Annotated in this window: 25 protein-coding genes and 1 pseudogene; 9 read left to right on the forward strand and 17 right to left on the reverse strand. The window is 60.7% G+C overall.

The genetic code is table 11. The features are described 5' to 3' along the window. Window positions 1–49: 49 nt before the first annotated feature. From PH558_RS30440 to PH558_RS30450, 3 genes are read right to left on the reverse strand one after another with little or no spacing between them, the layout of a single operon-like run. Window positions 50–916, reverse strand: coding sequence for a patatin-like phospholipase family protein (locus tag PH558_RS30440; protein WP_285208112.1), 867 nt, complete (start codon window positions 914–916; stop codon window positions 50–52). Window positions 917–933: 17 nt separating this feature from the next. Further along, a complete protein-coding gene (rsmD, locus tag PH558_RS30445; protein ID WP_285208113.1) occupies window positions 934–1,500 on the reverse strand; it encodes a 16S rRNA (guanine(966)-N(2))-methyltransferase RsmD in 567 nt (188 codons plus the stop codon). Window positions 1,501–1,506: 6 nt separating this feature from the next. Continuing rightward, window positions 1,507–3,432 (reverse strand): pseudouridine synthase, encoded by a 1,926-nt coding sequence (locus PH558_RS30450; protein WP_285208114.1) that lies wholly within the window; start codon window positions 3,430–3,432, stop codon window positions 1,507–1,509. 72 nt (window positions 3,433–3,504) lie between these two features. Here PH558_RS30450 and PH558_RS30455 point away from each other — a divergent pair, with 72 nt between their 5' ends. Further along, complete coding sequence (locus PH558_RS30455) at window positions 3,505–3,963, forward strand: nucleoside deaminase (RefSeq protein WP_285208115.1); 459 nt, start codon at window positions 3,505–3,507, stop codon at window positions 3,961–3,963. A gap of 132 nt (window positions 3,964–4,095) precedes the next feature. Here PH558_RS30455 and PH558_RS30460 read toward each other — a convergent pair whose 3' ends face one another. From PH558_RS30460 to PH558_RS30495, 8 genes are all read right to left on the reverse strand, one after another. Beyond that, window positions 4,096–4,725, reverse strand: coding sequence for a hypothetical protein (locus tag PH558_RS30460; protein WP_095434063.1), 630 nt, complete (start codon window positions 4,723–4,725; stop codon window positions 4,096–4,098). A gap of 134 nt (window positions 4,726–4,859) precedes the next feature. Then, window positions 4,860–7,742 (reverse strand): isoleucine--tRNA ligase, encoded by a 2,883-nt coding sequence (gene ileS, locus PH558_RS30465; RefSeq protein ID WP_285208177.1) that lies wholly within the window; start codon window positions 7,740–7,742, stop codon window positions 4,860–4,862. 299 nt (window positions 7,743–8,041) lie between these two features. Further along, complete coding sequence (gene mctP, locus PH558_RS30470) at window positions 8,042–9,517, reverse strand: monocarboxylate uptake permease MctP (RefSeq protein WP_095434062.1); 1,476 nt, start codon at window positions 9,515–9,517, stop codon at window positions 8,042–8,044. After that, window positions 9,507–9,704 carry a DUF3311 domain-containing protein gene (locus PH558_RS30475; RefSeq protein ID WP_047627888.1) on the reverse strand — a complete coding sequence of 66 codons (198 nt, stop codon included), beginning with the start codon at window positions 9,702–9,704 and terminating at the stop codon, window positions 9,507–9,509. Before PH558_RS30475 ends, mctP begins: the two co-directional genes overlap by 11 nt. A 267-nt stretch (window positions 9,705–9,971) precedes the next feature. Further along, window positions 9,972–10,613 carry a two-component system response regulator MctR gene (mctR, locus tag PH558_RS30480; protein WP_095434061.1) on the reverse strand — a complete coding sequence of 214 codons (642 nt, stop codon included), beginning with the start codon at window positions 10,611–10,613 and terminating at the stop codon, window positions 9,972–9,974. Further along, window positions 10,610–11,986: a two-component system sensor histidine kinase MctS gene (mctS, locus tag PH558_RS30485; protein ID WP_095434060.1), complete on the reverse strand. Its 1,377-nt coding sequence runs from the start codon at window positions 11,984–11,986 to the stop codon at window positions 10,610–10,612. The genes mctR and mctS overlap by 4 nt, the downstream gene beginning before the upstream one ends. A 145-nt stretch (window positions 11,987–12,131) precedes the next feature. Next, complete coding sequence (locus PH558_RS30490; protein ID WP_285208116.1) at window positions 12,132–13,115, reverse strand: bifunctional riboflavin kinase/FAD synthetase; 984 nt, start codon at window positions 13,113–13,115, stop codon at window positions 12,132–12,134. Between the two features lie 15 nt (window positions 13,116–13,130). Next, window positions 13,131–13,979: a TIGR01459 family HAD-type hydrolase gene (locus PH558_RS30495; RefSeq protein ID WP_285208117.1), complete on the reverse strand. Its 849-nt coding sequence runs from the start codon at window positions 13,977–13,979 to the stop codon at window positions 13,131–13,133. A 425-nt stretch (window positions 13,980–14,404) separates the two neighbouring features. On the opposite strand from PH558_RS30495, the gene groES reads away from it, so the two are divergent. The 3 genes and pseudogenes from groES (at window position 14,405) to PH558_RS30510 (ending at window position 17,317) form a co-directional block, all read left to right on the forward strand. Next, window positions 14,405–14,701: a co-chaperone GroES gene (groES, locus tag PH558_RS30500; protein WP_004109735.1), complete on the forward strand. Its 297-nt coding sequence runs from the start codon at window positions 14,405–14,407 to the stop codon at window positions 14,699–14,701. Between the two features lie 74 nt (window positions 14,702–14,775). Next, window positions 14,776–16,282: pseudogene (groL, locus tag PH558_RS30505) on the forward strand (chaperonin GroEL). 576 nt (window positions 16,283–16,858) lie between these two features. Next, entirely contained in the window at window positions 16,859–17,317 is a 459-nt protein-coding gene (locus PH558_RS30510) for a hypothetical protein (protein WP_285208118.1), read from the forward strand. 57 nt (window positions 17,318–17,374) lie between these two features. On the opposite strand, the gene PH558_RS30515 is transcribed toward PH558_RS30510, so the two are convergent. Further along, window positions 17,375–18,082, reverse strand: coding sequence for a glutathione binding-like protein (locus tag PH558_RS30515; RefSeq protein WP_285208119.1), 708 nt, complete (start codon window positions 18,080–18,082; stop codon window positions 17,375–17,377). Between the two features lie 213 nt (window positions 18,083–18,295). Here PH558_RS30515 and PH558_RS30520 point away from each other — a divergent pair, with 213 nt between their 5' ends. Further along, the gene (locus PH558_RS30520) at window positions 18,296–18,739 is read left to right on the forward strand and encodes a DoxX family protein (protein WP_285208120.1); all 444 of its coding nucleotides are present in this window, start codon (window positions 18,296–18,298) and stop codon (window positions 18,737–18,739) included. Between the two features lie 76 nt (window positions 18,740–18,815). Here the strand turns inward: PH558_RS30520 and hisG are convergent, their stop codons facing one another. The 3 genes from hisG to hisS all read right to left on the reverse strand — a co-directional run bounded on the left by hisG (window position 18,816) and on the right by hisS (window position 22,348). Then, on the reverse strand, window positions 18,816–19,511 hold the full coding sequence (hisG, locus tag PH558_RS30525) for an ATP phosphoribosyltransferase (protein ID WP_095434053.1): 696 nt from the start codon (window positions 19,509–19,511) through the stop codon (window positions 18,816–18,818). Further along, window positions 19,511–20,629 carry an ATP phosphoribosyltransferase regulatory subunit gene (locus PH558_RS30530; RefSeq protein ID WP_285208121.1) on the reverse strand — a complete coding sequence of 373 codons (1,119 nt, stop codon included), beginning with the start codon at window positions 20,627–20,629 and terminating at the stop codon, window positions 19,511–19,513. Before PH558_RS30530 ends, hisG begins: the two co-directional genes overlap by 1 nt. Window positions 20,630–20,824: 195 nt before the next feature. After that, window positions 20,825–22,348: a histidine--tRNA ligase gene (gene hisS / locus PH558_RS30535; protein WP_285208122.1), complete on the reverse strand. Its 1,524-nt coding sequence runs from the start codon at window positions 22,346–22,348 to the stop codon at window positions 20,825–20,827. A 126-nt stretch (window positions 22,349–22,474) separates the two neighbouring features. On the opposite strand from hisS, the gene PH558_RS30540 reads away from it, so the two are divergent. The 3 genes from PH558_RS30540 to copM all read left to right on the forward strand — a co-directional run bounded on the left by PH558_RS30540 (window position 22,475) and on the right by copM (window position 23,882). Continuing rightward, a complete protein-coding gene (locus PH558_RS30540) occupies window positions 22,475–23,002 on the forward strand; it encodes a 2'-5' RNA ligase family protein (RefSeq protein ID WP_095434050.1) in 528 nt (175 codons plus the stop codon). A gap of 68 nt (window positions 23,003–23,070) precedes the next feature. Further along, window positions 23,071–23,442 (forward strand): hypothetical protein, encoded by a 372-nt coding sequence (locus PH558_RS30545; RefSeq protein WP_285208123.1) that lies wholly within the window; start codon window positions 23,071–23,073, stop codon window positions 23,440–23,442. A gap of 71 nt (window positions 23,443–23,513) precedes the next feature. Continuing rightward, window positions 23,514–23,882, forward strand: coding sequence for a CopM family metallochaperone (gene copM, locus PH558_RS30550; protein ID WP_285208124.1), 369 nt, complete (start codon window positions 23,514–23,516; stop codon window positions 23,880–23,882). Between the two features lie 39 nt (window positions 23,883–23,921). On the opposite strand, the gene PH558_RS30555 is transcribed toward copM, so the two are convergent. Next, window positions 23,922–24,806 (reverse strand): LysR family transcriptional regulator, encoded by an 885-nt coding sequence (locus tag PH558_RS30555; protein ID WP_285208125.1) that lies wholly within the window; start codon window positions 24,804–24,806, stop codon window positions 23,922–23,924. Window positions 24,807–24,890: 84 nt separating this feature from the next. Between PH558_RS30555 and PH558_RS30560 the strand changes: the two genes are divergently transcribed. Continuing rightward, window positions 24,891–25,187 (forward strand): YciI family protein, encoded by a 297-nt coding sequence (locus tag PH558_RS30560; RefSeq protein ID WP_095434047.1) that lies wholly within the window; start codon window positions 24,891–24,893, stop codon window positions 25,185–25,187. A 20-nt stretch (window positions 25,188–25,207) separates the two neighbouring features. Here PH558_RS30560 and PH558_RS30565 read toward each other — a convergent pair whose 3' ends face one another. After that, a complete protein-coding gene (locus tag PH558_RS30565) occupies window positions 25,208–26,107 on the reverse strand; it encodes a LysR family transcriptional regulator (protein WP_285208126.1) in 900 nt (299 codons plus the stop codon). Between the last annotated feature and the right edge of the window lie 49 nt (window positions 26,108–26,156).

A 26,156-nucleotide genomic window follows, 5' to 3' on the forward strand; every position in this document is an offset into this window, starting at 1 on the left:
CGTTTGCGCGGTCCTGGAGTAAGCACAGCCAGCAGCTTATAGGCGGATACTAATTCTTCGCGGTTATCACCCGGTCGAGGGCGAATTTCAGCTCGTCCTTGACGCCGGCCGACATGGCGAGGATATCGCGTGCCTTCAGGAAATCGAGGACGCCGGTGCGGCCGACGGCGGGGCGCAGGAAGATTTGCGGCGCCTGCAGGCGCAGCTTCAGGGCAATGTTGGACTGCATGGTCAGCTGACCGGCGCCGAACAGGCTCTCGATGCGGTTCGGAACCTGTCGGCCGCTGCCTTCCGGCCCGCCGACGACGTCGATGCCGATGATGATATCGGCAAGACCGGCCAGATGTTCATAGGGAACCGGATTCATGATGCCGCCGTCGATCATCACGCGGTCTCCGAGCTTGACGGGCATGAACACGGCGGGAATGGCGGCAGAGGCGGCGAGCACGGGGAAGAGCTCACCCTTCTCGATGACGACCTCCGCCTGGTCGTAATAATCGGTCGTGACCACCTTCAGCGGAATGTGCAGCTCGGAAAAGCTTTCCGGGATGGCCGACGGCAGGAAGGTGCGCAGAATGCGTTCGAGATTGAACTGACCGAAGCGGATGCTGCGCATGCTGACCGGCCGCAGGCTCCAGATTTTGTTGAGAACGGCCGGGCGATTACCGACGGTTGCCAGCGTATAGTCGCGGATCTCAGCGCCACTCATGCCGACGGCCATAGCGGCGCCCATGATCGAGCCGATAGAGGAGCCTGCTATGGCGACGGGGCGGATACCGAGCTCGTCCAGCGCCTCTATGATATGAATATGGGCGAGACCGCGCGCACCGCCGCAGCCGAAAGCGACTGCGACGGTCGGCGTGCCGGAGGCGGCGAGCGGATAGTCGCTGCCGACGAAATCAGCATAATCGCCCATATTGTTCTCCTCCTCCGTCAGGCCGCCAGCGGCTGGTAACGGAAGAAATGCATCTTGCTGTCGCCGAAGGTTCGCTCCTCCAGAAACAGGAAATCCGATGGCGCGGCAACTGTGACATCGGCGCGCTCCTCGAGGATCGCCAGAGCGCCCAGCACCAGCCAGCCACCGGCGGCGGCAGCCGCGAAAGCCTTCTCGCCCAGCCCCTTGCCGTATGGCGGATCGGCGAAGAGAAAATCGAAAGGTTCGAGATTGCCGACGCTGCCGAGATCCGTCGCATCGCGCCGCAGCATGCGCGTGCGGCCGTGCAAGCCGAGGGCATCGATGTTTTCCCAGAGAAGCCCCCTACCCTCGACGCTGCTTTCCACGAAGAGCACATGGCGGCAGCCCCGTGAAGCTGCTTCCAGCCCGACGGCGCCGGTGCCGGCAAACACATCCATCATCCGCGTGCCGTCGATGGCTTCCGGATAGGCGTGGTTCAGAATGTTGAACAGGCTTTCGCGCGTGCGATCCGCCGTCGGACGAATGTCGTTCGACTTCGGCGTTGCAAGCGAGCGACCGCGAAACTCACCGCCGACGATCCTCACCGCGCGTCAGCCCCTGCCGCCCTTGGGACCGCCCCTGCCGGGGCCACCCCGCCCAGAACCGCCGGATGGGCGCCCTGCGCCACCGGGCTTGCCGCCAAAGCCGCGCGAACCACCGGGGTTTCCACCCGACTTGCCGCCAAAGGATTTGCCGCCGCCTGGCTTCTTGCCAAAAGGCTTGCCTGCCGGCCGATCGCCGAAGGAGCGTTCGCCTTGCGGGCGATCACCGAATGGTCGGTCACCACGCGGCGGGCGATCACCAAACGGACGATCCCCCTGTGGGCGAGCGCCGCGGGGGCGTTCGGAGCGCTGTTCGCCGCCGAAAGATTTGCTACGCGGACGCTCGTCTCCCTCGGCGCGCGGGCGCCGGTCGCCACGGGGTTTGTCACCGAAAGGCCGGTCGCCACGCGCGCGCCGATCTCCGAATGAACGCTCGGAGCGGGCTTCGCCCTGGAAGGATTTCGCACGAGGACGATCGCCACCCTCAGACCGCGAGCCGCGCTCTCCGCGAGGACGGTCACCAAACGGTCGATCGCCGCGGGCGGGACGGTCACCCTGAGGGCGGTCGCCGCGCGAGCGCTTACGATCGAAGCCCTCGTCGTCGCCACGCGAGCGGCGCGGAGCTTCCTCGCTCGAACGGATCCATTCGCCATCACCCTCGTCGACGCGATTGATACGGACGCGCAGGCCTTCGTCCGGACGGTCGAAGCCGCTGCGCTGCGGGCGTTCAATCTCGCCACGGCGAGAGGCGGTCTTTGCATTCTTGGCGGCCTTCGCTGCCGCCTTTTCACCGAGCGGGCGGGCGCCTGGTGCCATCCAGACATTGGCGCTGCGGCGTGGGCCGAGCGGCTGGCGCTTCGCGCGATCATCATCCTTGTGACCACCATCACGACGATCGTCACGCTTGGAATCGCGTTTGGTATCGAGGCGGCTCAGCGCACGCTCGCGCTTGTCCTCGGGACGCTCGCGGCGCGGGCGCTCTTCCTTGGCCGTACGAGCCGGCTTGGTATCCGCCTCTTCGGGCTCGGCAACGGCCGGGGCGTTATAGAGCGGCGCATCGAAATTCGCCTTGGCATCCTCGACCAGGCGGGGACCGAGCTGGTCGCGCAGCGTACGGCCGCGCACCTCTAGCACGTGGCCTTCCGGCAGCTCGCCGAGCTGGAACGGGCCATAGGAGATGCGGATCAGGCGATTGACCTCGAGGCCGAGCGCGCCGAGCACGTTCTTGATTTCGCGGTTCTTGCCTTCGCGCAGGCCCATGGTGATCCAGACGTTGGAACCCTGCGTACGGTCGAGCGTTGCATCGATCGAGCCGTAAAGCACGCCGTCGACGGCAATGCCTTCCTTCAGCTTGTCGAGCGCTTCCTGATCGATCTCGCCATGGGCGCGGACGCGGTAGCGGCGCAGCCAGCCGGTGGTTGGCAATTCCAGAACGCGGGCAAGACCGCCGTCATTGGTCAGCAGCAGCAAACCCTCGGTGTTGATGTCGAGACGGCCGATCGACAGGACGCGCGGCAGCTCTTCCGGCAGGTTGTCGAAAACGGTCGGACGCCCTTCCGGATCGGCATTAGTGGTCACGAGGCCTGCCGGCTTGTGATAGAGCCACAGACGCGTGCGCTCGATGCCGCGGATCGGCACGCCATCGACTTCGATCTTGTCGGCGAGGGTCACATTGACCACGGGCGTATCGAGGAGCACGCCGTTCAGCTTCACGCGGCCATCCAGGATCATGCGTTCGATATCGCGGCGCGAGGCCACGCCGGCGCGCGCCATCACCTTGGAAATGCGCTCGGCCTTTCCATCCTCGACCGCGCTCTCGTCCGCAGCTTTGACGGCTGCGACCTTCGCAGGCTTCGCGCCATCTCGTTTTACCGTCTTCTTGTCGCCAGCAAAGGGTTTAGACCCAGGCCGCTTGGGCTTGTCATTCATCGTCATTTGTTGTTTGCCTGAATTTTTAACGCGTGTTCCTATCAGGTCACGCCCTTGCGGTTAAGTGGAAAAACTTGAATGGCGGCTACAAATCAATTCATGGAGCTTGCTTTGGCCGAAGCGCGCCGTGCCGGAGAGCGTGGCGAAGTGCCGATCGGCGCCGTAGTCGTGCTCGACAACAAGGTCATCGCCACTGCCAGCAACCGCACCCGTGAGCTCAACGACGTCACCGCACATGCCGAAATCGTCGCCATCCGCCTGGCCTGCAAGGAGCTGGGCCAGGAACGTCTTGCGGGCGCCGATCTCTATGTGACGCTGGAACCCTGCACCATGTGCGCCGCTGCCATTTCCTTCGCGCGCATCCGCCGGCTCTATTATGGTGCCGAAGATCCGAAGGGCGGCGGTGTCGACAATGGCGTGCGCTTCTATCGTCAGCCAACCTGCCACCATGCGCCGGAGGTCTATTCCGGCCTCGGCGAAACCGCATCCGCCGACATCCTCAGAGGCTTCTTCCAAGCGAAACGCTCCGAAGACTGAAAAGCGGCGGTTTACAGCGTCGCGCGTCTTTCAAGACACGCGACGCTGTAACACTTTAAAATTCTGCATAATTTTCCCTTAAATCGATTCCGATTTAAGGAATTATGCAGCTGCCGCCGCCTTGAAATCTTTTTACTGGAAAGGCTTCCACCAGCTGCTGTTGTTGGTCTGCTGCGCAGCCTCGGCATCCTTCTTGCGCTTCTTTTCCTTCTTCGACTCAGGCGTGCCGAGATCGTTCAAAGCAGCCTGATCGGATACCTGGCGATATTGCTGAGGCGGGTCGATCAGATAGCGACGTTGATCGATATAGGTGCCGGCCTGGTCCTGACGGGCGGCGCGATAGGCAGCCGTCTGCTGCGCTTCGCTCAGATGGTTCTTGGCGCTGTCGGCCTGAGCCAGCGGCGAGCGATAGTTGACATCGTTCTTCTTCTCGTCGGCTTCTGCGGCAAGGCGCTTGCGGGCATCTTCCGGCGATTCCAGCCAGGCCGGGTTGTCCTTGCTGGCCAGCGACTGCTGCGGCTGAGTCAGGGTGTTCTTGTCACCAGCGACAACCAAGCCGGGTCTGTTCGGGTATTTTACGCCCTTGTCCTTCGGCGTCGCGGCAGAAACGGAGGCGATATCGCCGAGGTCATCGAGGAGCTGAACGCCGGCCGTCTTGTCGGTGCCGTAAGTCGGGCTGCTAAGGCAACCGGACATCGCGCCGCAGCCAACCACAAGTGCCGCCAAGCTGACGCCGACACGAACCTTATGCATCGCTCTCATGAAAACCCTTCCCAGCCATGCCGGAATAAACGTAACAGGACCCCATTTCACGGCAACTGCCGTAAAAATCGGGCCATTTTCAGGCAGCTTTTACCGGATGAACGCCGCAAAGGCAATTCACCCGGCAATTTTCTTCAGTTGACAGCGGCAAGTTCGCGCAGCGCCGCAGCGTCGCGCGCCGAGACATCCGGATATTCCGGATCGGAGCCGACATCCGTCGTGATGCGCCAGGAACGGGCGCACTTTCGGCCTTCCGCGAGCTTCGGAACGACGCTGACCTTGGCATCGTCATCAAGGCGGAAGGCATCCGCAGGCCCCTGTTCGCCAAGGACGGTGATACCGGAGGTGATGCAGATTTCCGAGAAGTCCTGGCCTTCGAGCACCTTCAGCAGCTCTGGATCGGCGATGTAAACGACCGGGGCAGCTTCCAGCGACGAGCCGATGCGCTTGTCCTTGCGCTCGATTTCCAGCGCGCCAGTGACGACGCTGCGCACGGCGCGGATCTTCTTCCACTTCTCGGCCAGCCCCTCGTTCTTCCACTCGGCCGGAACGGTGACGAACTGCTCGAGATGAACGGAGACCGCGGAGGGATTGCGGGAGAGCCACGCCTCTTCCGTGGTGAAAGGCAGCATCGGCGCCAGCCACGTCACCATGCAGTCGAAGATCGTGCGGATGACGGCGAGGGCGGCACGGCGGCGCAGGCTCGACGGCGCATCGCAGTAGAGCGCATCCTTGCGAACGTCGAAATAGAAGGCCGACAGCTCGACATTGGCGAAATCGATCAGAGCGCGGGCAATGCGCTTGAAATCGAAGGCGTCGTAGCTTTCGCGCACCAGCTCGTCGAGTTCGGCGAGACGGTGCAGCATCAGCTGCTCCAGCTCCGGCATGTCGGCATAGGCAATCACTTCGCCCTTGTCGTGCGCCAGGGTGCCGAGCATCCAGCGGATGGTGTTGCGCAGCTTGCGATAGGCATCGACATTGGTCTGGATGATGGCCTTGCCCAGGCGCTGATCTTCCCAGTAGTCCGTGGTCATGACCCAGAGGCGCAGGATGTCGGCGCCGGCATCCTTCATCACATCCTGCGGGGCAACGACATTGCCGAGCGATTTCGACTGCTTGCGACCCTGCTCGTCCATGGTGAAGCCATGGGTGACGACGGTGTTGTAAGGCGCACGACCGCGGGTCGCGGCACTTTCGAGCAGCGACGAGTGGAACCAGCCGCGATGCTGGTCGGAACCTTCGAGATAGACATCCGCCGGCCACTTCAGGTCAGGGCGGTCCTCCAGCGTGAAGGTGTGGGTCGAACCGGAATCGAACCACACGTCGAGGATGTCCATGACCTGCGTCCAGGGCTCATTGGCCTTCTCGCCAAGGAAGCGCTCACGCGCGCCTTCGGCGAACCAGGCATCGGCGCCTTCCTGCTCGAAAGCTTCGAGGATGCGGGCGTTGACGCCATCGTCCTGCAGGATGTTGCCCTGCTCGTCGACGAAGATCGCGATCGGCACGCCCCAGGCGCGCTGGCGCGAGAGGACCCAATCCGGACGCTGCTCGATCATGGCGCGCAGGCGGTTCTGGCCGGCAGCCGGCACGAAGCGGGTGTCGTCGATCGCCTTCAGCGCCCGCGAACGCAACGTCGAACCATCCGCAAAGTCCTTGTCCATATAGACGAACCACTGCGGCGTGTTGCGGAAGATGACCGGCTTCTTCGAGCGCCAGGAATGCGGATAGGAATGCTTCAGCCGGCCGCGCGCAAACAGTGTGCTCGTCTCGATCAGCGCCTTGATGACGAGATCGTTGGCATTACCCTTCTTGCCGTTATCGTCCATGACGCGGCCACCTTCGAAGCCCGGGGCATCGGCGGTGTAGAAGCCTGCATCATCGACCGGGAACGGGATGGCGGAGGAGATACCGCGCTTTTCGAGATCGCGTGCGTGCGACATCCAGGCGTCAAAGTCCTCGCGGCCGTGGCTGGGTGCGGTGTGCACGAAACCCGTACCGGCATCGTCGGTGACGTGATCGCCATCGAGCAGCGGCACCTTGAAATCGTAGCCAAGCGAGGCGAGCGGATGAGCGCAGGTGAGCGCGGCCAGATCGGCAGCGGTCACATCGCCAACGCGTTTGTACTGCAGCTTTGCCTTGGCGAAGGATTCCGCGGCGAGCTTGTCGGCGAAAACAAGCTTCTCGCCCGGGCGCGGGCCAAAATCATTGGCGGCTTCCGTGACCTCATAGAGGCCGTAGGACACGCGCGAGGAATAGGCGATCGCGCGATTGCCGGGGATCGTCCAGGGAGTGGTCGTCCAGATGACGACAAAGGCGTCGGCAAGATGAGCCGGACCTTCGGCCACCGGGAACTTGACCCAGATCATGTCGCTCTCGACATCCGCATATTCGACTTCGGCTTCGGCCAGAGCCGTACGCTCGACCACCGACCACATGACCGGCTTGGAGCCGCGGTAAAGCTGACCCGTGCGGGCGATCTTCAGAAGCTCGCCGGCGATGCGGGATTCCGCATGGAAGTTCATGGTCAGATAGGGATTGTCGAAATCGCCCGTGATGCCCAAGCGCTTGAACTCCTCGGATTGGATCTTGATCCAGCCGGCGGCAAAGTCACGGCATTCCTGGCGAAACTCGTTCACCGGAACCTCGTCCTTGTTCTTACCCTTCTCGCGGTACTTTTCCTCGATCTTCCACTCGATCGGCAGACCGTGGCAATCCCAGCCGGGGACGTAGTTGCTGTCATAGCCGCGCATCTGGAATGAGCGGGTGATAACGTCCTTGAGGATCTTGTTGAGCGCATGGCCGATGTGGATATGGCCGTTGGCGTAAGGAGGGCCGTCGTGCAGGACGAATTTCTCGCGGCCGGCGGCGGAAGAGCGCAGCTTCTTATAGAGGTTCATCTCCTCCCAGCGCCTCACCAGCTCCGGCTCCTTCTGCGGCAGTCCGGCGCGCATCGGAAAATCGGTTTCCGGCAGGTAAAGGGTCTTGGAGTAATCCATCTTTTCAGCGGTATCGGTCATAGTCGTGACAATTGCCTCGGTGTCTCGGGCGTCTTGCGCCGGAACTGGCGCAGCCATATGGGGATTTTTCGGCGGCGGAAAGCGCCTCTTGAACGAGACGCCAAAAACCCGGACCTTCCGGCAGCTTACAGCGCACGGAAGGCCGGGCCAATAATTCGTATCGAGTGGCTCAGCCGAAATTGGGTCATGGTCGCCGGTTCATAGGCGTTTTTTCCACGGAAAGGAAGAGGAAACAACGCAGCCGGCATAGAGAATGGCCGCGGACGTTTCCACCCGCGGCTATTAGGCGTTGTTTCGGATCAGGCCCGCGCTTCTGCCCGCGCCGGCACCAGCGCGTTGACGATGATCGCCACGACGATATTGGCAAGAAGCGCCAGCAGCCCCGTGTAGACGGTGAAGCCGGTTTCGCCGAGCGGAACCATGTGCAACGGCTTCCAGCCGGCATCCCATACGAGATAGGTGCCGCCGAAGAAGCCGACGAACCAGCCGGCGAGCAGACCTGGCGCGCGGAACCACTTGGTATAGAGGCCGAAGACCAAGGCCGGCAGCGTCTGCAGGATCCAGATGCCGCCGAGCAGCTGAAGATCGAGCGCGAACTGCGTCGGCAGGAAAATGATGACCAGAAGCGCGCCGACCTTGACGACGAGCGAGGTCATCTTGGCAACCTTTGCCTCGCCGGCATCGGAAACCTGCGGATCGACATAGGCCTTCCAGAAGTTGCGGGTGAAGAGATTAGCAGCGCCAATGCTCATCACGGCCGCGGGAACAAGCGCGCCGATGGCGATGGCCGCGAAGGCGAAGCCAGCAAACCAGCTCGAGAACAGGGTCTGGAACAGTGCCGGAACGACATCGTTCGGGCTGTCCAGCTTCAGTTGCGCGGCATGGCCCATATAGCCCAGCAGTGCCAACAGGCCGAGCAGCAGCGTATAGGCCGGCAGCAGCACCGCATTCTTGCGGATGGTATTGCCGCTGTTGGAGGCGAAGATGCCGGTCAGCGTATGCGGATACATGAAGGCCGCCAGCGCCGAGCCGAGCGCCAAAGTCGCGTAGGCGACGTACTGGTTGCCGCCAAGCAGCAGGCTACCTGCTCCCTTGGCCTTGAAATCCGCATCGGCCGCCGCAAAGACATTGGCGTAACCACCGAGCTTGGCCGGAATGAGCGCAATCGCCGCGATCACCACGATATAGATCATGATGTCCTTGACGAAGGCGATCAGCGCCGGAGCGCGAAGACCGGCCGAATAGGTATAGAGCGCCAGAATGATGAAGGCGACGGCTAGCGGCAATTCGCCATGAAGTCCGAGTGCCTTGAACACCGCCGTCATGCCGACGAGCTGCAGGGCAATGTAGGGCATGGTGGCAATGACGCCCGTCAGAGCGACCGCCAGTTCCAGCGCCCGCGAGCCATATTGCCCGTGAACGACATCGCCCGCCGTGACATAGCCGTAGTCCTTCGCACGCCTCCAGAGAAGCGGCATGACCATGAAGACGAAGGGGTAGACGACGATCGTATAGGGCAGCGCGAAGAAGCCATAGGCGCCAACCGTGTAGACCAGCGCCGGAACGGCAATGACCGTATAGGCGGTGTAAAAGTCGCCACCGACGAGGAACCAGGTGATCCATGTGCCGAAGGTGCGGCCGCCAAGGCCCCATTCATCGATATGAGCAAGAGTCTTCGGCCTGCGCCAGCGGGCAGCGACAAAGCCCATGACGGTCACGAGGGCCAGGAAGAAGATGAAGACGGCAAGAGCTGTCGGATCGATCTCAGTCATCATGGCGCATGCTCCGATAGGCGATCCAGGTCAGGATAGCGGTGATCGGCACCCAGGCCAGCTGATACCAGTAGAAGAAGGGAAAACCCAACAGCACCGGATCGTGGCTGTTGTAGAAGGGAACCCAAAGCAAACCAATATAAGGAATGACGAGCAGCCAGCAGGCCGCCGTCCCGAAACGTTTGTCCATATCCGATACCTCTCACGCGGTGTCTGCGCGCCACCTTGTTGCAGTTGTCAGAGTGGAAGGGGTGCATTAGTCTGCGATTGCAATGTACGCCCCGGGACCGAAGCCGAGGAGCTTTGGCTATGCAGAGCCAGACCAGCGAATGTGAATTCCTCCCAACGGCCCGCCTGCGGGCAGCCGCTGATAAAGTCCTACGGCGAGTCTGCCGGCCGAACAAGATATTAGCTGATGCGAAATCGCCGAACCTACCCAGAAGTGGGTAGGCGGACGTTAGCCCGCCGCGGTTGCGACGCCGTGGTCAAGCGCGTAGCGGATCAGGCCGGCGGTCGTTGCGATGCCAAGCTTCTTCTTCAAATTCTTGCGGTGCGTTTCCGCCGTCGCAGGCGTGATCTGAAGTTCTTCGGCAATCTCGCGATTACTCCTGCCGGTAACGATCAAGCCCAGAATGCGCCGCTCGCGCGGGGTCAGAGGGTCAGCTTCATTTTGCGCCGCGTCTGCCACCAGTATGTCTCGAACGCCGGACGAGAAATAAGTCCCGCCGGCTGCTACCGTCTCGATGGCGCAGACGACTTCATCCGTCGAAACATCCTTGAGGATATATCCGACCGCACCGCGCATGATCGATGAGGAGATGTACTCGCGGCTGTCATGCATGGACAGCATCACGATCCGCGTCTCCGGAAGCTCCCGGCGAAAGAGCTCGATCGCCTCGATACCGCTCAGCTTCGGCATATTGATGTCCATCAAGGTAACCTGCGGGAGCGTCCGTCGCCCGACCTCCAAGCCGATCTGCGCAAGGTTTGCCGTTCCGACCACCTCTATGTGGTCGAACGTCTCCAGCACGGCTTTCAGTCCGTCCAACACCACGGGATGATTGTCGATCAACAGAACACTGATCCTGTCGCTTTTCATGCTGCATCCACCTTTGCTCTTGGCGAGGCGTTGGCCGATTTCGGCAGCATCGCAATCAGTGTGGTACCATCCGCCGTGCTTTGGACGAGAAGCAGACCGCGGAAATGTGCCATCCGCTCCTGCATGTTCCTGAGCCCAAGTCCGCCCTTGCCGTCGCCGGTGCCGTCGAAACCAATGCCGTTGTCCGAAATTCTCAAGCGTGCGCGCCCGCGATCACTCCAGAGTTTGATCGCAAGAGCCGTCGCCCCGGAATGGCGCTCCACGTTGTTCAAGGCCTCCTGCGCGACACGGTAGAGCGCGGTATTGGCTTCCGGCTTCAGCATGCTGGTGAAGCCGGAAGCCTCGATCTCGGTTGCGATCCCGGTCCGCTCGGCGAAATTGTTCGCGAGCGCCGTCAGCGCCGCCGTCAAGCCGAGATCATCGAGCACGCGGGGACGCAGATCATGCGAGAGCCGCCTGATATCCTTGATTGCGCTGTTCAGGGTATCAATCCCCTTCTCGATCGTCGTGGCGGCATCATCGACCTGGTTTCGTACCTTGCGGTTGGCAAGGTCCATGACATAGCGCACCCCAAGGAGATTCTGCGATACGCCGTCATGCAGTTCACGAGCAAGGCGGGCGCGTTCCTCCTCCTGCGTGTCGATCACTCTTTGCGTCAGCTCCTTCAGCCGACCATCGGCCATGCGTCGCTCACGGAAAGTCAAGAGCATGCAGGTCGTGAAGACGACCAGAACAGCTGGGACGGCAATGAGTGTGACGACGACAAAGGTTCCTTTTATGTTTGCCCGCATGGCGGCATTGGCCGCCGCAGTCTGGGTGAAAATATCGTCCAGATAGACGCCGGTCCCGACAACCCAGTGCCATTTATCAAGGCCGACAGCGAATGAGAGCTTATCGGCGACACGGCCGGTGGAAGGCTTCTCCCATTTGTACTGGTGCAGGCCTCCGCCAGCTTTTGCGGTCTTGATGAGCTCCGCGATGACCCTGTCGCCGTCCGGATCGGTCAAATCGATCCAATTGCGCCCGTTGCGAAATCTCTCGCGCGGATGAACGATGTTGTTGCCATCATAGTCGTAGACAAAGAAGTATCCGTCCGGTCCATAATCAAGCGACGTCAGGATCGCGGCTACCTTGTCCTTCGCGGCCTGATCGTCCGGGGCTGCGTCCCGATAGATCGCCTGAATGGCCGACACGGCAAGATTTGTAAGGTTGACGATCTCCGTTTCCTTCGCCCTCAGCATGTTCTGTTCGAAGGTCTCGATATTGCTCTTGGTAAGATTGGTCGACTGCCAGGTAATGAAGGCAGTGATTGCCAGGATCGAGATGACGAGAGGCGCGAGCGCGAGCGCAATAATCTGGTTGCGTAGTGTCAACGATTGCTCCTCCCAAGAACCGGCGCGGAACAATGACCCTTGTCGGGTATGAATTCAACAGTCTCTCGGCGGCGTTGATGTCAGCCCGAAATCGGAGCGATGATACAAGGCGGAAAACCTTTTCCACCCCATCACTTCGGGAATATCAATCGAAGGCGATGACGCGATCAAGCTCGCTGAGCGGCTGGACACCGGCAAGCAGCGCGCGTGCTTCGTCGTCATCCTTGCGGATCTGCGCGACCAGCGGGTCGAGACCGTCGAACTTCAGTTCGGGGCGGAGATAGCCGAAGAAGGAGACCGAACAGACCTGTCCGTAGAGATCGCCGCTGAAATCGAAGACGAAGGTCTCCAGCAGCGGCGCGCCATTGTCCGTCACCGTCGGGCGCCGGCCGTAGCTGGCGACGCCATCGCGGATGGTGCCATCGGCCGTCCGGAAGCGGACAGCATAGATGCCTGCCCTCAGCGATGACTCCGGCGGCAGCTGCATGTTTGCCGTCGGGAAGCCGAGCGTACGGCCGAGCTTCTCGCCGCCGATGACGGGCGCCTGAACGGTATAGCGATAGCCGAGCAGGCCGGCGGCTTGGGCGACGTCGCCTTCGGCAAGCAGCGCACGAATGCGGCTCGAGGAGATGACCTCGGTGTTTTCGTCGCGAAAGGCATCGATCAGCGTCACGCCGAAGCCGTTATGGCTGCCGGCATTCATGAGGAAGGCAGGCCCTCCCTGGCGATCATGGCCGAAATGAAAATCGAAGCCGGTGACGACTTCCGATGCGTGCAGCCAGTCGATCAGGATCGAATGCACGAATTCATCCGCCGAACGCTGCGAAAAGGTGCGATCGAAAGGATACTCGATGACGGCGTTGAAGCCGAGCGCTTCCAGCAGCCGCGCCCGCAACGGCGCAGGCGTCAGGCGGAAGACGGGATGATCCGGCTTGAAGACGGTGCGCGGATGAGGCTCGAAAGTCAGCACCAGAGCCGGCACGCCGCGCTCCCTGGCGATCTCCAGCGCACGCGTCAGCACCGATTGATGGCCGCGGTGCACGCCGTCAAAATTGCCGATGGCGACCACGCCGCCCTTCAAGGCATCGGGAAGCGGCTCGCGGGTTTCGTTGCGATGGAAAACGGTCATCGACTGCCACTCTCCTCAGACAAGGCGCGGCATCCACCACTTCGGCGAAGCCTGCTCACGCGCCAGAAAGGCGCCAAGTGCGGCCTCGTCCGTATGCCCCTCGACGACATATTCGCGGGCGTGGATGCCATGGCTGATATAAAGAAGATCGAGACCGTAATCGAGTGCGCCACGCACGTCGGTCGGCATACCGTCACCGATCGCCACGACGCGCGACAGCGGAAATTCGCTCTTTACCTCGCGCGCCGCCGCAATTGCCGCATCATAGATCGGCTGATGCGGTTTGCCGGCGATGCGCGTCTGGCCGCCGAGCCGCTCGTAATAGGCGGCCATGGCACCGGCGCAGGGGATCATGCGATGGCCGCGCTCGACGACGAGATCCGGATTGGCGCAAATCAGCGGCACCTTGCGGGCCGACCAGGCCGTCAGCATCTCGGTGTAATCGTCAGGCGTTTCGGTCTCGTCATTGAAGAAGCCGGTGCAGACGATGCTTTCCGCCTCGCTGGCTTCGACGCGCTGCACGTCCAGACCTTCCAGGATGCCGATGTCGCGCTCCGGGCCAAGCAGAAATACTTTCTTCGGTCCCTCGGCGATCAGCTTGCGCGTCACGTCGCCTGAGGTGATGATGCGGTCGTAAACGCTGTCGGGAACACCGATCGCACGCAGCTGCACGACAACCTTCGGAGCGACACGCGGAGAATTGGTGATGAGGACGACCGCGAGGCCTTCGCCGCGGGCCGCTTCGAGCGCGATGGAGGCCTCCTTGTAGGCAGTGACGCCGTTATGGAGCACGCCCCAAACATCGCAGAGCGCAACATCATAAAGTCCGCCGATGTCGCGAAAGCTCTCGATCCGTTTGCCCATGCCGTCCTCACATCAAATAAATCACGGGCTGACATCGCAAACCGGCCGGCAAATTACAAGAGCGGCCTGCAAGGTTTTTGCGTCGCACAAGGCCTAAGAAGCAGACATGCGCAAAGTCGGCGAGCGGCAAGATTACGCAGCGCAAGCAACAGCATGGCGCTCTGGAAAAGGCGTGATCCGACCCCGTGGTCACGGGGACAAAATGAGAGAACATTTGCAACGACGTGCTATGCAGCATCGCCATGGGCGTTAATCATCCTCAAAACAAGCCGCTACGCGCCGTAAAAAATTCACAGTGCTGTTCTTGACTCGTCCGGAAGCCACCCCTAAATCACCCTCGCTAGCACTCTCCGAGGATGAGTGCTAACAAAATCCATACGGATCTCCGCTGATCCGTGAATGTCATTTGATCGAGGGATTAGACAATGGCAAGCACCAATTTCCGCCCCCTTCATGACCGCGTCGTCGTTCGTCGCGTCGAGTCGGAAGAAAAGACCAAGGGTGGCATCATCATTCCCGACACCGCCAAGGAAAAGCCGCAGGAAGGCGAAATCGTCGCCGTCGGTTCCGGTGCTCGCGATGAATCCGGCAAGGTCGTAGCACTCGACGTCAAGGTTGGCGATCGCGTTCTCTTCGGCAAGTGGTCCGGCACCGAAGTCAAGCTCAACGGCGAAGATCTTCTGATCATGAAGGAAGCCGACATCATGGGCATCATCGGCTAATCCGGCCGGTTCCCTTTTCCGATACAGCTGACGGGCCTTAAAGCCCCGAAAACGCGAATTCAGGAGTTTCAAACATGGCAGCTAAAGAAGTAAAATTCGGCCGCGGCGCACGCGAAAAGATGCTTCGTGGCGTCGATATCCTCGCTGACGCAGTGAAGGTCACGCTCGGCCCGAAGGGTCGTAACGTCGTGATCGACAAGTCCTTCGGCGCTCCGCGCATCACCAAGGACGGCGTTTCCGTCGCCAAGGAAATCGAACTGGAAGACAAGTTCGAAAACATGGGCGCCCAGATGGTCCGCGAAGTCGCTTCGAAAACCAACGACGTCGCCGGTGACGGCACCACCACTGCAACCGTTCTCGCTCAGGCCATCGTTCGCGAAGGCGCCAAGGCTGTTGCAGCCGGCATGAACCCGATGGACCTGAAGCGCGGTATCGACCTCGCTGTTGCAGAAGTCGTCAAGGATCTCCAGGCCAAGGCCAAGAAGATCAACACCTCGGAAGAAGTTGCCCAGGTCGGCACGATCTCCGCAAACGGCGAAAAGCAGATCGGTCTCGATATTGCCGAAGCCATGCAGAAGGTCGGCAACGAAGGCGTCATCACGGTTGAAGAAGCCAAGACCGCCGAAACCGAACTCGAAGTCGTCGAGGGCATGCAGTTCGACCGCGGCTATCTCAGCCCCTACTTCGTAACCAACCCGGAAAAGATGATCGCCGACCTCGAAGACGCGTTCATCCTCCTGCACGAGAAGAAGCTCTCGAACCTGCAAGCCATGCTTCCGGTTCTGGAAGCCGTCGTTCAGACCGGCAAGCCGCTCCTCATCATCGCTGAAGACGTCGAAGGCGAAGCTCTCGCGACCCTCGTCGTCAACAAGCTGCGCGGCGGCCTCAAGATCGCTGCCGTCAAGGCTCCGGGCTTCGGCGACCGCCGCAAGGCCATGCTGGAAGACATCGCCATCCTCACGGGCGGCACCGTCATCTCCGAAGACCTCGGCATCAAGCTCGAGTCCGTCACCCTCGACATGCTCGGCCGTTCCAAGAAGGTTTCGATCTCCAAGGAAAACACGACGATCGTCGACGGCGCTGGCGCCAAGTCCGACATCGAAGGCCGTGTTGCCCAGATCAAGGCTCAGATCGAAGAAACCACCTCCGACTACGACCGCGAAAAGCTGCAGGAACGTCTTGCCAAGCTCGCTTCTCCTGCGCTCCTCCACGAAAATTTCCGCCAAGGGTGAAAACCAGGATCAGGAAGCCGGCATCAATATCGTTCGCCGCGCCCTGCAGTCATTGGTTCGCCAGATCGCTGAAAACGCTGGTGACGAAGCTTCTATCATTGTCGGCAAGGTTCTCGACAAGAACGAAGACAACTACGGCTACAACGCCCAGACGTCTGAGTTCGGCGACATGATCGCCATGGGCATCGTCGACCCGGTCAAGGTTGTCCGTACGGCTCTGCAGAACGCAGCTTCGGTTGCCTCGCTGCTGATCACCACCGAAGCCATGATCGCTGAACTGCCGAAGAAGGATGCCCCTGCTGGCATGCCGGGCGGCATGGGTGGCATGGGCGGCATGGACATGATGTGATAGGCCGACATAGGCCTTATCGCAGGAATGTTCATAACGCTTCGCCCATGCACTTTAGTGCTTCAGGTCGCCGAGCGGCCTGAAGTGGCGGCATGGACATGATGTGATAGGCCAAAAGGCCTGTTGCGATTGTTCAATCCGACATCCGGAATTGATGAAGGGCGGCCCTCGGGTCGCCCTTTTTGTTTTTAGCATTCATGCTTTCGATCAAGGCCGGCAAGTTTTGCGGTAGCGCAAATTTACGCAAATTGCCCCATTGCCGTTTTCAAAAAAGCTCTTATAAATCGCAGCGCAGCGATTTGAGAGGGTTAGCTGCAATGCACGTAAATTTTACTTATTTTCGGCACGATTAACCGGCGCCCATGCATGGTTATAATCTTCCGAGTTGATGGTCGTCCGAATTTTTTACTCGAAATGACTTCATAATCGAGATCGGCAAACCGGAAGAAGCATGGCGGAAAATGAAAGCAGCAGAGCGGAATGCTCTGCTTTTCATTGAGCGTGGCATGCGGGAAGACATCCCATCCGAAAGACGCATGGGAACTTGGATGAAGCGCAAGGGGACCTGGCGCTCAAATGGGGATCATCTTGTTCAAGATTGCCAAAGCCAATTTTTCCGTACCATTTGCTCCCGGCTCGCTGGGGTTCGAAGGGCATAACCCCGATCTTCTGGCACAATTCTGTGTTTCCGAGGGATGGACGGGCGATCTTTCAAGCGGCATCATCAAACTTGGGCAGTGGAGCACGATGCTGCACGGGCTGAGCTCCTCGGAATGTGGCCTGCTGAGCCTCATGCATTGCTATGATCCGCACGATCGAGCGCGTATCCTCGATCTCTTCGAGCAGGCGGCAACCGCAAACTCTTCTTTCTGTTATTCCACGACGACGCTCGGCACCGGCGGCCATCGCCAGCCGGTCTTTTGCGTTGGCGAATCCGTTGCTGCCGACAAGCAACGTGCCGGCAGCATGGTCGGCGTCTTCCTGTTTCCACGCTTTAAGCTGGAACCGGGTAGCCAGCTCGCTACCCGGCAGTAAACGGCTGTCGATGATGGCCAGGCGAGTTCGCCTGACCAGTTACTTGATTCAACCTGATCAATCCCGCTTGGGAATGCTGAGACCACGCTGGCTTGCCGGGCGCGCAAGGGCGCGCTCCAGCCAGGCCATGACCGAGGGGAAACTTTCGAACTCCAGAACCTCGCGACCACCATAGAAGACGTCGACGCCGCGAACCCAGGGGAAGGTGGTGATGTCGGCGATGGTGTATTCATCGCCCATAATCCATTCGCGCCCCTGCAGGCGGCTCTCCAGAACGCCGAGCAGGCGCTTGGCCTCATCGCGATAACGCTCGACCGGATAGGAGTTATTGGCGACCTTTTCGGCGGCGAATTTGAAGAAGTGGCCGAATTGGCCGAACATCGGGCCGACGCCGGCCATCTGGAAGAAAACCCATTCCAGCGTTTCGTAGCGCCTGGCTGCGTCACTCGGCATGAGCTTGCCAGTCTTCTCCGCCAGATAGACCAGGATCGCGCCGGATTCGAATAGACCGATCGGCTTGCCGTCGGGACCATTGGGATCGATGATCGCAGGAATGCGGCCGTTCGGATTCAGCGAAACGAATTCCGGGGATTTCTGATCGTTGGTGCCGAAGGAGATGAGATGCGGCTCATAGGCCAGACCGAGTTCCTCCAGCGCGATCGAGACCTTTACGCCGTTCGGCGTCGGCAGGGAGTAGAGCTGGATGATGTCCGGATTGCTGGCAGGCCAGCGCTTCGTGATCGGAAAGGACGATAGATCGGCCATGGGCTAGCTCCTGAAAACCATGATTTGACAACTGATTTGGCGCCACAATAGCCGATACGGCTCGTATGGGAAGAGTGATCTAAGCTGATCATTGTTCAATGATTGTGAACTAATTGTGCGCAGTTGTTTATCTTTTCAACTTCTCGAAAATCACGAATATCTGTCTCCAGAAACTGTGCCACCCCATCCCAAGTGAATTTACCGGAGACTGTCATGTCCAACACCAACAACATCATCATTCTCGTGGCGCGCATCCTGCTCGCCTTCATGTTCATCTTTGCCGGCTTCGGCAAGCTGACCGATCCGGCCGGCACGGCGGGCATGATTGCCGGCGCCGGTATGCCTGCTGGAACGCTGCTCACCTATCTTGCCGGCGCGTTTGAATTCGTCACCGGCGTCTGCGTCCTCATCGGCTTCCAGATCCGTATCGTCGGCTGGCTGCTCGCCCTCTTCTGTGTCTTTACCGGCATCGTATTTCACCTGCCGACCGTCAATGTTCCGGACTTCCCGGCTGCCGCCAACGGCTGGATCAACGGCCTGAACTTCGTGAACTTCCTGAAGAACATCACGCTTGCAGGCGCCTACATCATGCTCGCCACCAACGGCGCAGGCGTCTACTCGCTCGACGCACGCCGCGGTGCCTACGCGGCTGCCTGATTGCCAGAGGCTTCCCAAGATAAAAGGCCCGCCGGAATTCCGGCGGGCCTTTTCGCATGAATAGGAAATTGGAAAGTCAGAGCGCGCTGCGCACGGCCGAGATGATGCGCTCAACCATCGGATCGCCATTGTGGCTTTCCTTGCGGGCGCGCACCAGACACGCCTCCGAGCGCAGGATGATGCCATCAGACAGGATCTTCAGATGGTTCGCTCTCAGAGTCGAGCCGGTGGAGGTGATGTCGACGATTATATCGGCCGACCCGGCTGCCGGAGCACCTTCCGTCGCACCCAGGCTTTCGACGATACGGTAGAGTTGGATGCCGTGCTGGCTGGAGAAGAATTGCTGCGTCAGCCGCCAATATTTCGTCGCGACCGTCAGCCTGTGACCATGACGGGCACGGAAATCGGCTGCGACATCGCCAAGATCAGCCATGCTATCGACATCGAGCCAGATTTCCGGTACAGCGACGACGACATCGGCGTGACCGAAGCCGAGCCTAGCGCAGAATTCGACCCGACGATCGGCCTCCGCCATGCCCTCGCGCACGAGGTCTTCGCCGGTAATGCCGAAATCGACGCTGCCATTGCCGATCTCTCGCGAGATTTCCGAGGCCGACAGGAAGGCGATCTCGACGCCATCCCAACCTTCGACACGGCCGCGATAGGAGCGGTCATTGCCGACGGCGACGATCGGCATGCCGGCACGCTCAAAGATCGCGGCGCAATCGTCCTTCATCCGACCCTTTGAAGGAATCGCTATCGTAATGGTCATCAGGCTGCCCTCACGGTTTCGATGCGATCGAGCCAAAGCGCGAAGCCGACAGCCGGGATGTGGTTCTTGGCACCGAGCAGGGTCATCAACCGGTCGAAGCGGCCGCCGCCGGCGAGCACCGCGCTCGACCCTTCCACCGTCACCTCGAAGACGAGGCCGGTATAGTAGTCGAGCGGCCGACCGAAGGCGGCACGATAGTCAATCTTGGAAGCATCGACACCGGCGCGGGCCAATGCCGCAACGCGCGCGTCGAAGCTTTCCAGGGCCCTACCCAGTTTCAGACCTGCTGCGTCGGCAAAACCCGCCAGTGCCGCAGAAGCATCCGAGAGCGGTACGCTCAGGGACAAGAACTCCTCCAGCACGCGGAAGGCCGCATCGTCGAGCCGCGTTTCCGATAGAACCAGCTTCTCACGAAGGCGGCGGGCAATCTCCTGTGGCGAGCGGCTGGCATTGGTGGAATAGCCGGTTGCGTGCATGGTGGCATCGATATGCCTGACCAGCCCCTGCTCATCGCCACGGCTCAGGAAATCGAGCACATGGGCATCGAGCCCTGTGACCGGCTGCGGGCTTGCAAGATGCGCCAGCAAGGTTTCGAGCTGCATCATGTTGCCGAAAGCGTGGATCAGCCGCTTCTGCCAGCCGGATGGCAGGCCGAGCGCCTGCACCACGGCCTCGAACACGGCCTGATCGCCAAGCGTCACGGAGAGCGGCTGGCCGGGCACCACGCGATCCAGGATACCGATGGCATCGCTGATGGCGCGAGCATCGGCGTTCGCCATATTGCCATCACCCAAATCCTCGATGCCGGCCTGATAGAACTCATGGCCGCCTTCGCGGCGCTGGCGGAAGATTTCACCGAGATAGGAATAACGCTTCGGCGTGCCGGTGGCGGTCTCGATATGGCGCAGGCAGACGGGAATGGTGAATTCCGGGCGCAGGCAAAGGCTGGCGCCGGTTTCGCTTTCAGTCATGAAGATGCGCCGACGAAGATCCTCGCCGGCCATATCGAGAAAGGGTTCGGCCGGCTGGATGATGGGCGTATCCACCCTTTCCGTTCCGCGAACGGAGAATTCGTCCAGCAGGTCGCTGGCAAAATTCGGGAGGTTGATCAGGGGCATGGGGCTATTCTCCCCTTCTCCCCGACGGGGAGAAGGTGCCCGACAGGGCGGATGAGGGGGCAGAGGAACGAAGGGACGAGGATTCTGAGCGCCAACGTACGAATAGCTCGCGTGAGCCCAGAGCCCCCCTCATCCGGCCCTTCGGGCCACCTTCTCCCCGAGGGGAGAAGGAGAAAACGAGACTGCTCGACACACTCAGACATCGCCGAGCGCCTTCTTCCGGTCTTCCGACTGTGCCGCCAAGATAGCCTTGACCTTCGCGATCAGTTCGGCTTCCGGCACGGTTTCCTGGGCTACGCGGGCTTCACGCCAGCTGGCATTGTCCTCGATCTCGCCGGAGAGGCGCTTGCCCTCGATCAGATCCTTGAGCTGGACAACGCCCTGGGCGCGCTCGTCGCCGCCCTGGATGACGGCGATGGGGCAGCCGCGGCGATCGGCATATTTCAGCTGGTTGCCGAACTTCTTCCAATTGCCTTGGAACATCTCGGCGCGGATGCCGGCGGCACGCAGCTGCTGCGTGAAGCGCTGGTAGCGTCCCATGGCATCGACATCGCCGTCCATGACGGTGACGAGCACGGGCTCGATCACCTCTTCCGTGCCGAGCTTGCCGAGATTCTTCAGCGCGGTCATCAGACGCGAGACGCCGATGGAGAAGCCGGTGGCCGGCACCGGCTGACCCATGAAGCGCGAGACGAGTCCGTCATAACGGCCGCCGCCGCCGACAGAGCCGAAGACGACCTTCTCGCCCTTCTCGTTGGTGACGTCGAACAGCAGTTCGGCCTCATAGACGGGGCCAGTGTAATATTCGAGCCCGCGCACGACGGACGGGTCGATCTTGATCCGATCCGACTGATAGCCGGCGCTGGTGACAAGGCTGCCGATGAAATTCAGCTCTTCGACGCCTTCGCCGCCTTTGGACGTGCCGGCGACAAGCTCGGCAAGCTGGGCGGCACTTTGGGCATAGTCCTTGATGCCGACGAAGAAGAGCACCTTCTCGATCTGGTCGCTGTTGAGGCCGGCGCCCTTGGTGAAGTCGCCGGACTCATCCTTGCGGCCGGCGCCGAGCAAGAGTGCGACACCTTCCGGGCCGAACTTGTCGAGCTTGTCGATGGCACGCAGCACGTTCAGCCGCTGGGTAGCCTTGTCATCGCCGCCAAGGCCGATCGCTTCCAGGACGCCATCAAGAACCTTGCGGTTGTTGACGCGGACCACATAGTCGCCACGTTTGATGCCCAAGGCCTCCAGCGTGTCGGCCATCATCATGCACATCTCGGCATCCGCCTGCACGCCCGGCGCGCCGACGGTATCGGCGTCGAACTGCATGAACTGGCGGAAACGGCCCGGACCCGGCTTCTCGTTGCGGAAGACGTAGCCGGCGCGATAGGTGCGGTAGGGAAGCTGGATCTCGTTGAAATTCTCCGCGACATGACGGGCGAGCGGCGCCGTCAGATCGTAACGCAGCGACATCCACTGCTCGTCGTCATCCTGAAGCGAGAACACGCCCTCATTCGGCCGGTCGCTATCGGGCAGGAACTTGCCCAGCGCATCGGTATATTCGAACAGCGGCGTTTCGACAGGATCGAAACCATAATGCTCATAAACTGCCCGGATCTTGGAGGTCATCTCGTTGACGGCACGAATGTCGCTGGCCGAACGATCGACAAAGCCGCGCGGCAGGCGGGCCTTGAGCTTCTGCGGTTTCTTTTGTTTGTCGCTCATCTCTAGGGTAATCCGGTATGGGAACAGTCGCGGTTAACTAGCGGATTGGGCCGAATGCGGCAAGGATTGTTATATGTTAGCGGCCGACAAAACCGAGAAAAGCCGGAGAAGGCAGCATAGGGAACCATGCCACACGCAATCGTTTTGAAATGCACGGATAATAGCGCCGCTCCGGTTCTCGATCTCTGGCGGGAGGCGAGCCGGTTCGAAACCGCGCCATCGATGCAGGCGCTAAACTACCCGCCGCATCTGACGTTTGTGGTCTATGAAGACATTCCCGTTTCCTCGCTCGTCGCCGCCGCTCAAAAGGCCTTTGCAAAGGTGCCACCGCTATCGGTCGAGTTTTCGGAGATCGGCCATTTCCCCAACGAGATGCTGGTGCTCTGGGCACGTCCTGTCGATGATCATGTGCTCAGACGGATACACCGGGCCATTCATAACGAGATCAACCCTGCCCTTTGTCATGAGCATTCCCGACCGGATCGCTGGCAGCCGCATTGCACCATTGCGATGAAGATCCCGGCGAACGCGGCGGCAGAGGCTCTGAGATGGGCGGCCGCAACGCCAGCCCAGTTTACGCTCACCTTCGATGTGGTGGATTGCATCCGCTTTCCGCCGATCGAAATCATCAGGGAAGTCAAACTGCTGCTTTGATCGCCCTCCAGTGTCCGGGGATGCAATTCGCGCTTGCCTTCGCGGATTGCACGGCTAGGTTACTGTTCATGCGTGTGCTTGCGATCCTGACAATGCTGATTGCCTGGTTGCTCTATGGTGCCATGCCGACGCTGGCGAATTGCCCTGTCTGTGCTTCCGCCATGTCCCTGCCGGCGACCACCAGCATACATGATGGCATCACCGATATGCCTGGCATGGCCGGTCACGGCAACATGGGCGAGCCCCAGCAAACGAAGCCGGAAAATCCTTGCGCCGGCGGTATGGCGCATGTGGCGTCCTGTGCCGCCTGCATTGCCTTGATGCCGACCCTTGCGGTCGAAGGTGGCAAACACGCCTTCTCCTATCCGGCGCCGGAGCCCGGACAGCGTCTTGCTGGTTCCATGCCGCAGCCGACAGCACCTCCTCCCCGTTTCATCTGACGATCTCCTGCATTCAATCGACGAGCGTTGCCGCTCAAATCTGATACCGTCCTGAAACGGAGAGAATACCTATGACTACTTCAAGATCGCTGATCCTCGCCAGCGTATTTGCTTTTGCCCTCACCCTTCCCGCCTTTGCCGACGACATGAAGGGCATGGACATGAGCAAGCCGATGGGCAACCAGAGCGCCTCCAGCAAGGCGTTCAACGATGCCATGGGCAAGATGCACAAAGACATGATGATCCACTACAGCGGCGACGCCGATGCGGATTTCGTCCGCGGCATGATCCCGCATCATCAGGGCGCGATCGACATGGCCAAGGTGGAGCTGAAATATGGTAAGGATCCCGAACTGCGCAAACTGGCGGAGGCCGTCATTACCGCGCAGGAAGCCGAGATCAAGGAAATGAAAGCCTGGCTGCAGAAGCACGGAAAGTAATTCGCCCCATAATGAGAGGCGGTATCCATGCCGCCTCTCTCAACGCTCCGGATGCGGACGGCGGAAGATCCCATCCAACCAATTGGAAACGGCACGAATGCGCACGAGCGGACGAAGCTCGGCATGCTTCAGCAGCCACATCTCTCGCACCGGCAGATTGCTGTCGCCGCTATCGACGTGGCAAAGACCTCCCACATTCTCGGCCAGGATTTTCGGCAGCAGCGCGCGCCCTAATCCTGCAGCCGCGGCCTGCAGCAGAGCCTCGGCATCGTTGACCACAAGCTGGCTGGAACGACCTGACTTTTCCGCCTGTGCGGCAATCCAGCGGGCATGCGGCAGATGCGCCATTGCCTCTTCATAGATGATCCATGGCAAATCTTCCGCATGCCTCTCCTGCCCGGCAGCGACATAGACGGCATAGTCAAGTGTCGCGATCCGCCTGGCGACGACTTTGCCGTTTGTCATATCGGCAGGTCTTGCAAGGCGCAGCGCCATATCTGCCTCGCGCCGCGTCAGGTTGAGATTTCTGGAATCGCCGATGAGTTCCAATTGCAGACCGGAACGTTGCGCCAGCAGGCTGGGCAGCGCGGGGATCAACAGCCGGCTGATGAAGGATGGCGCCGCCGTGAGGCGTACCTTGCCGAGTGCCATGGGATCGGCCGCATCCAACGCGCCCGACAGTGCCATGACTTCGGCCTCGATCGTCTCGGCCTTCGCCACCGCGATCTCGCCTGCTGGCGTCGGCGATAGGGCGCCACCTCCATCGCGCGCAAACAGCGTCGTGCCGAGGCGTTTCTCCAGGACGCGCAGGCGGCGACCGACCGTCGTCGCATCCGTGCCAAGCATCCTGCCGGCAGCGGCAAAGGATCCACCTCGCGCGAGCGCCAGAAGATGGCGCAGGTCATTCCAATCGACGTCGTGCAATTTTGCAGCTCCTGACGGCAAACTTACCGCGTGTGTCGGCATTATTGCAGTCATAGACTGGAAATATCCAGCAAGGAGATGACGATGACTCTATTCGCAGTCCTGTTCGAGGACGATCAACAAAACGCCGCCGCGATCCGCAAGGAATATCTGCCGCGCCACTTCGCCTTCCTGGAGGCGAATGCCGCTTCCATCAGGACGGCAGGACCACTCAGCCGGGAAGGCGATGCTTTTGCCGGCGGCCTGTGGCTCGTCGAAGCGGAGAGCGCCGATGCCGTCGATCGTCTGGTGAAGGACGATCCATTCTCGGCAGCCGGCCTGCGCAAATCCGTCAAGGTCTTTCGTTGGAACCGGGTATTTGCCGAGGGCGCGCTCCTCTAACCGAAGGCATCGTCACATGCTCAGTCCATGATTGCAGGCAGGCGCGCGGCGAGCAGGTCGATGACCACGCGCATTTTGAGCGAAAGCTGCGGCACCTGCGGCCAGACGGCATAGACGTTGACGGGCCGGCTGGAAACATTGAGCACCTGCATGAGCTTGCCGGCGCGCACATAATCCCGCACCAGCCAGCAGGGCAGCCACGCAATGCCCATTCCCGCGGTGGCCGCATCCGCAATGACCTCCAGGTCATCAAGACGCAACCGCGTCTGCGGAAAATAGTCGACGGCCGCTCCATCGCCCTGCAGGAAGGTCCATCGCTTGACTTCCCCCGATCTCGCATAGACGACGAGATCGTGGCTATCGAGATCGGCGATGATCTGCGGCGTACCTCTTGCAGCAAGATAATCCGGCGAGGCACATAGCGTCATGCGATGGAGGGCGATCTTGCGCGCGGCAAGGCCGGTTTCGTCCCGCAACACGCCGTTGCGAATGGCGAGATCGAAGCCCTCGTCGAAGAGATCGACCAAGCGATCACTGAAGGAAAGATCCAGTTCGAGCTTGGGGTGGATACGCGCCAATTCCAGCAGCAGCGGAGCAGAGCAGCGACGACCGAAAAGGACAGGCATCGAGATGCGCAGACGTCCGATAACCTCACGCTTACCCGATTCCAGCATGGCTTCGCCGGACTGTATCTCGTCCAGCGCCCGGCGGCAGCGCTCGTAAAAAGCTTGCCCCTCGTCGGTGAGGCTCTGCATGCGGGTGGTGCGGTGAAACAGGCGCACATTCAGGCGCCGCTCCAGTTTGGCGATGGTCTTGCCGATCGCCGAGCGGGAGAGATTCATGCGCGTCGCCGCGGCCGAAAAGCCGCCGGCTTCGACCGCCTCCACGAATTCGGGAATGCCGTTGAGCATGTCATTCATGACGATTGCTTCCTTTGGGGAACCAGTACGCGGAAATAATATCGCCACT

The sequence above is a fragment of the Rhizobium pantanalense genome (assembly GCF_030182525.1).
Classification (GTDB): Bacteria; Pseudomonadota; Alphaproteobacteria; order Rhizobiales; family Rhizobiaceae; genus Rhizobium.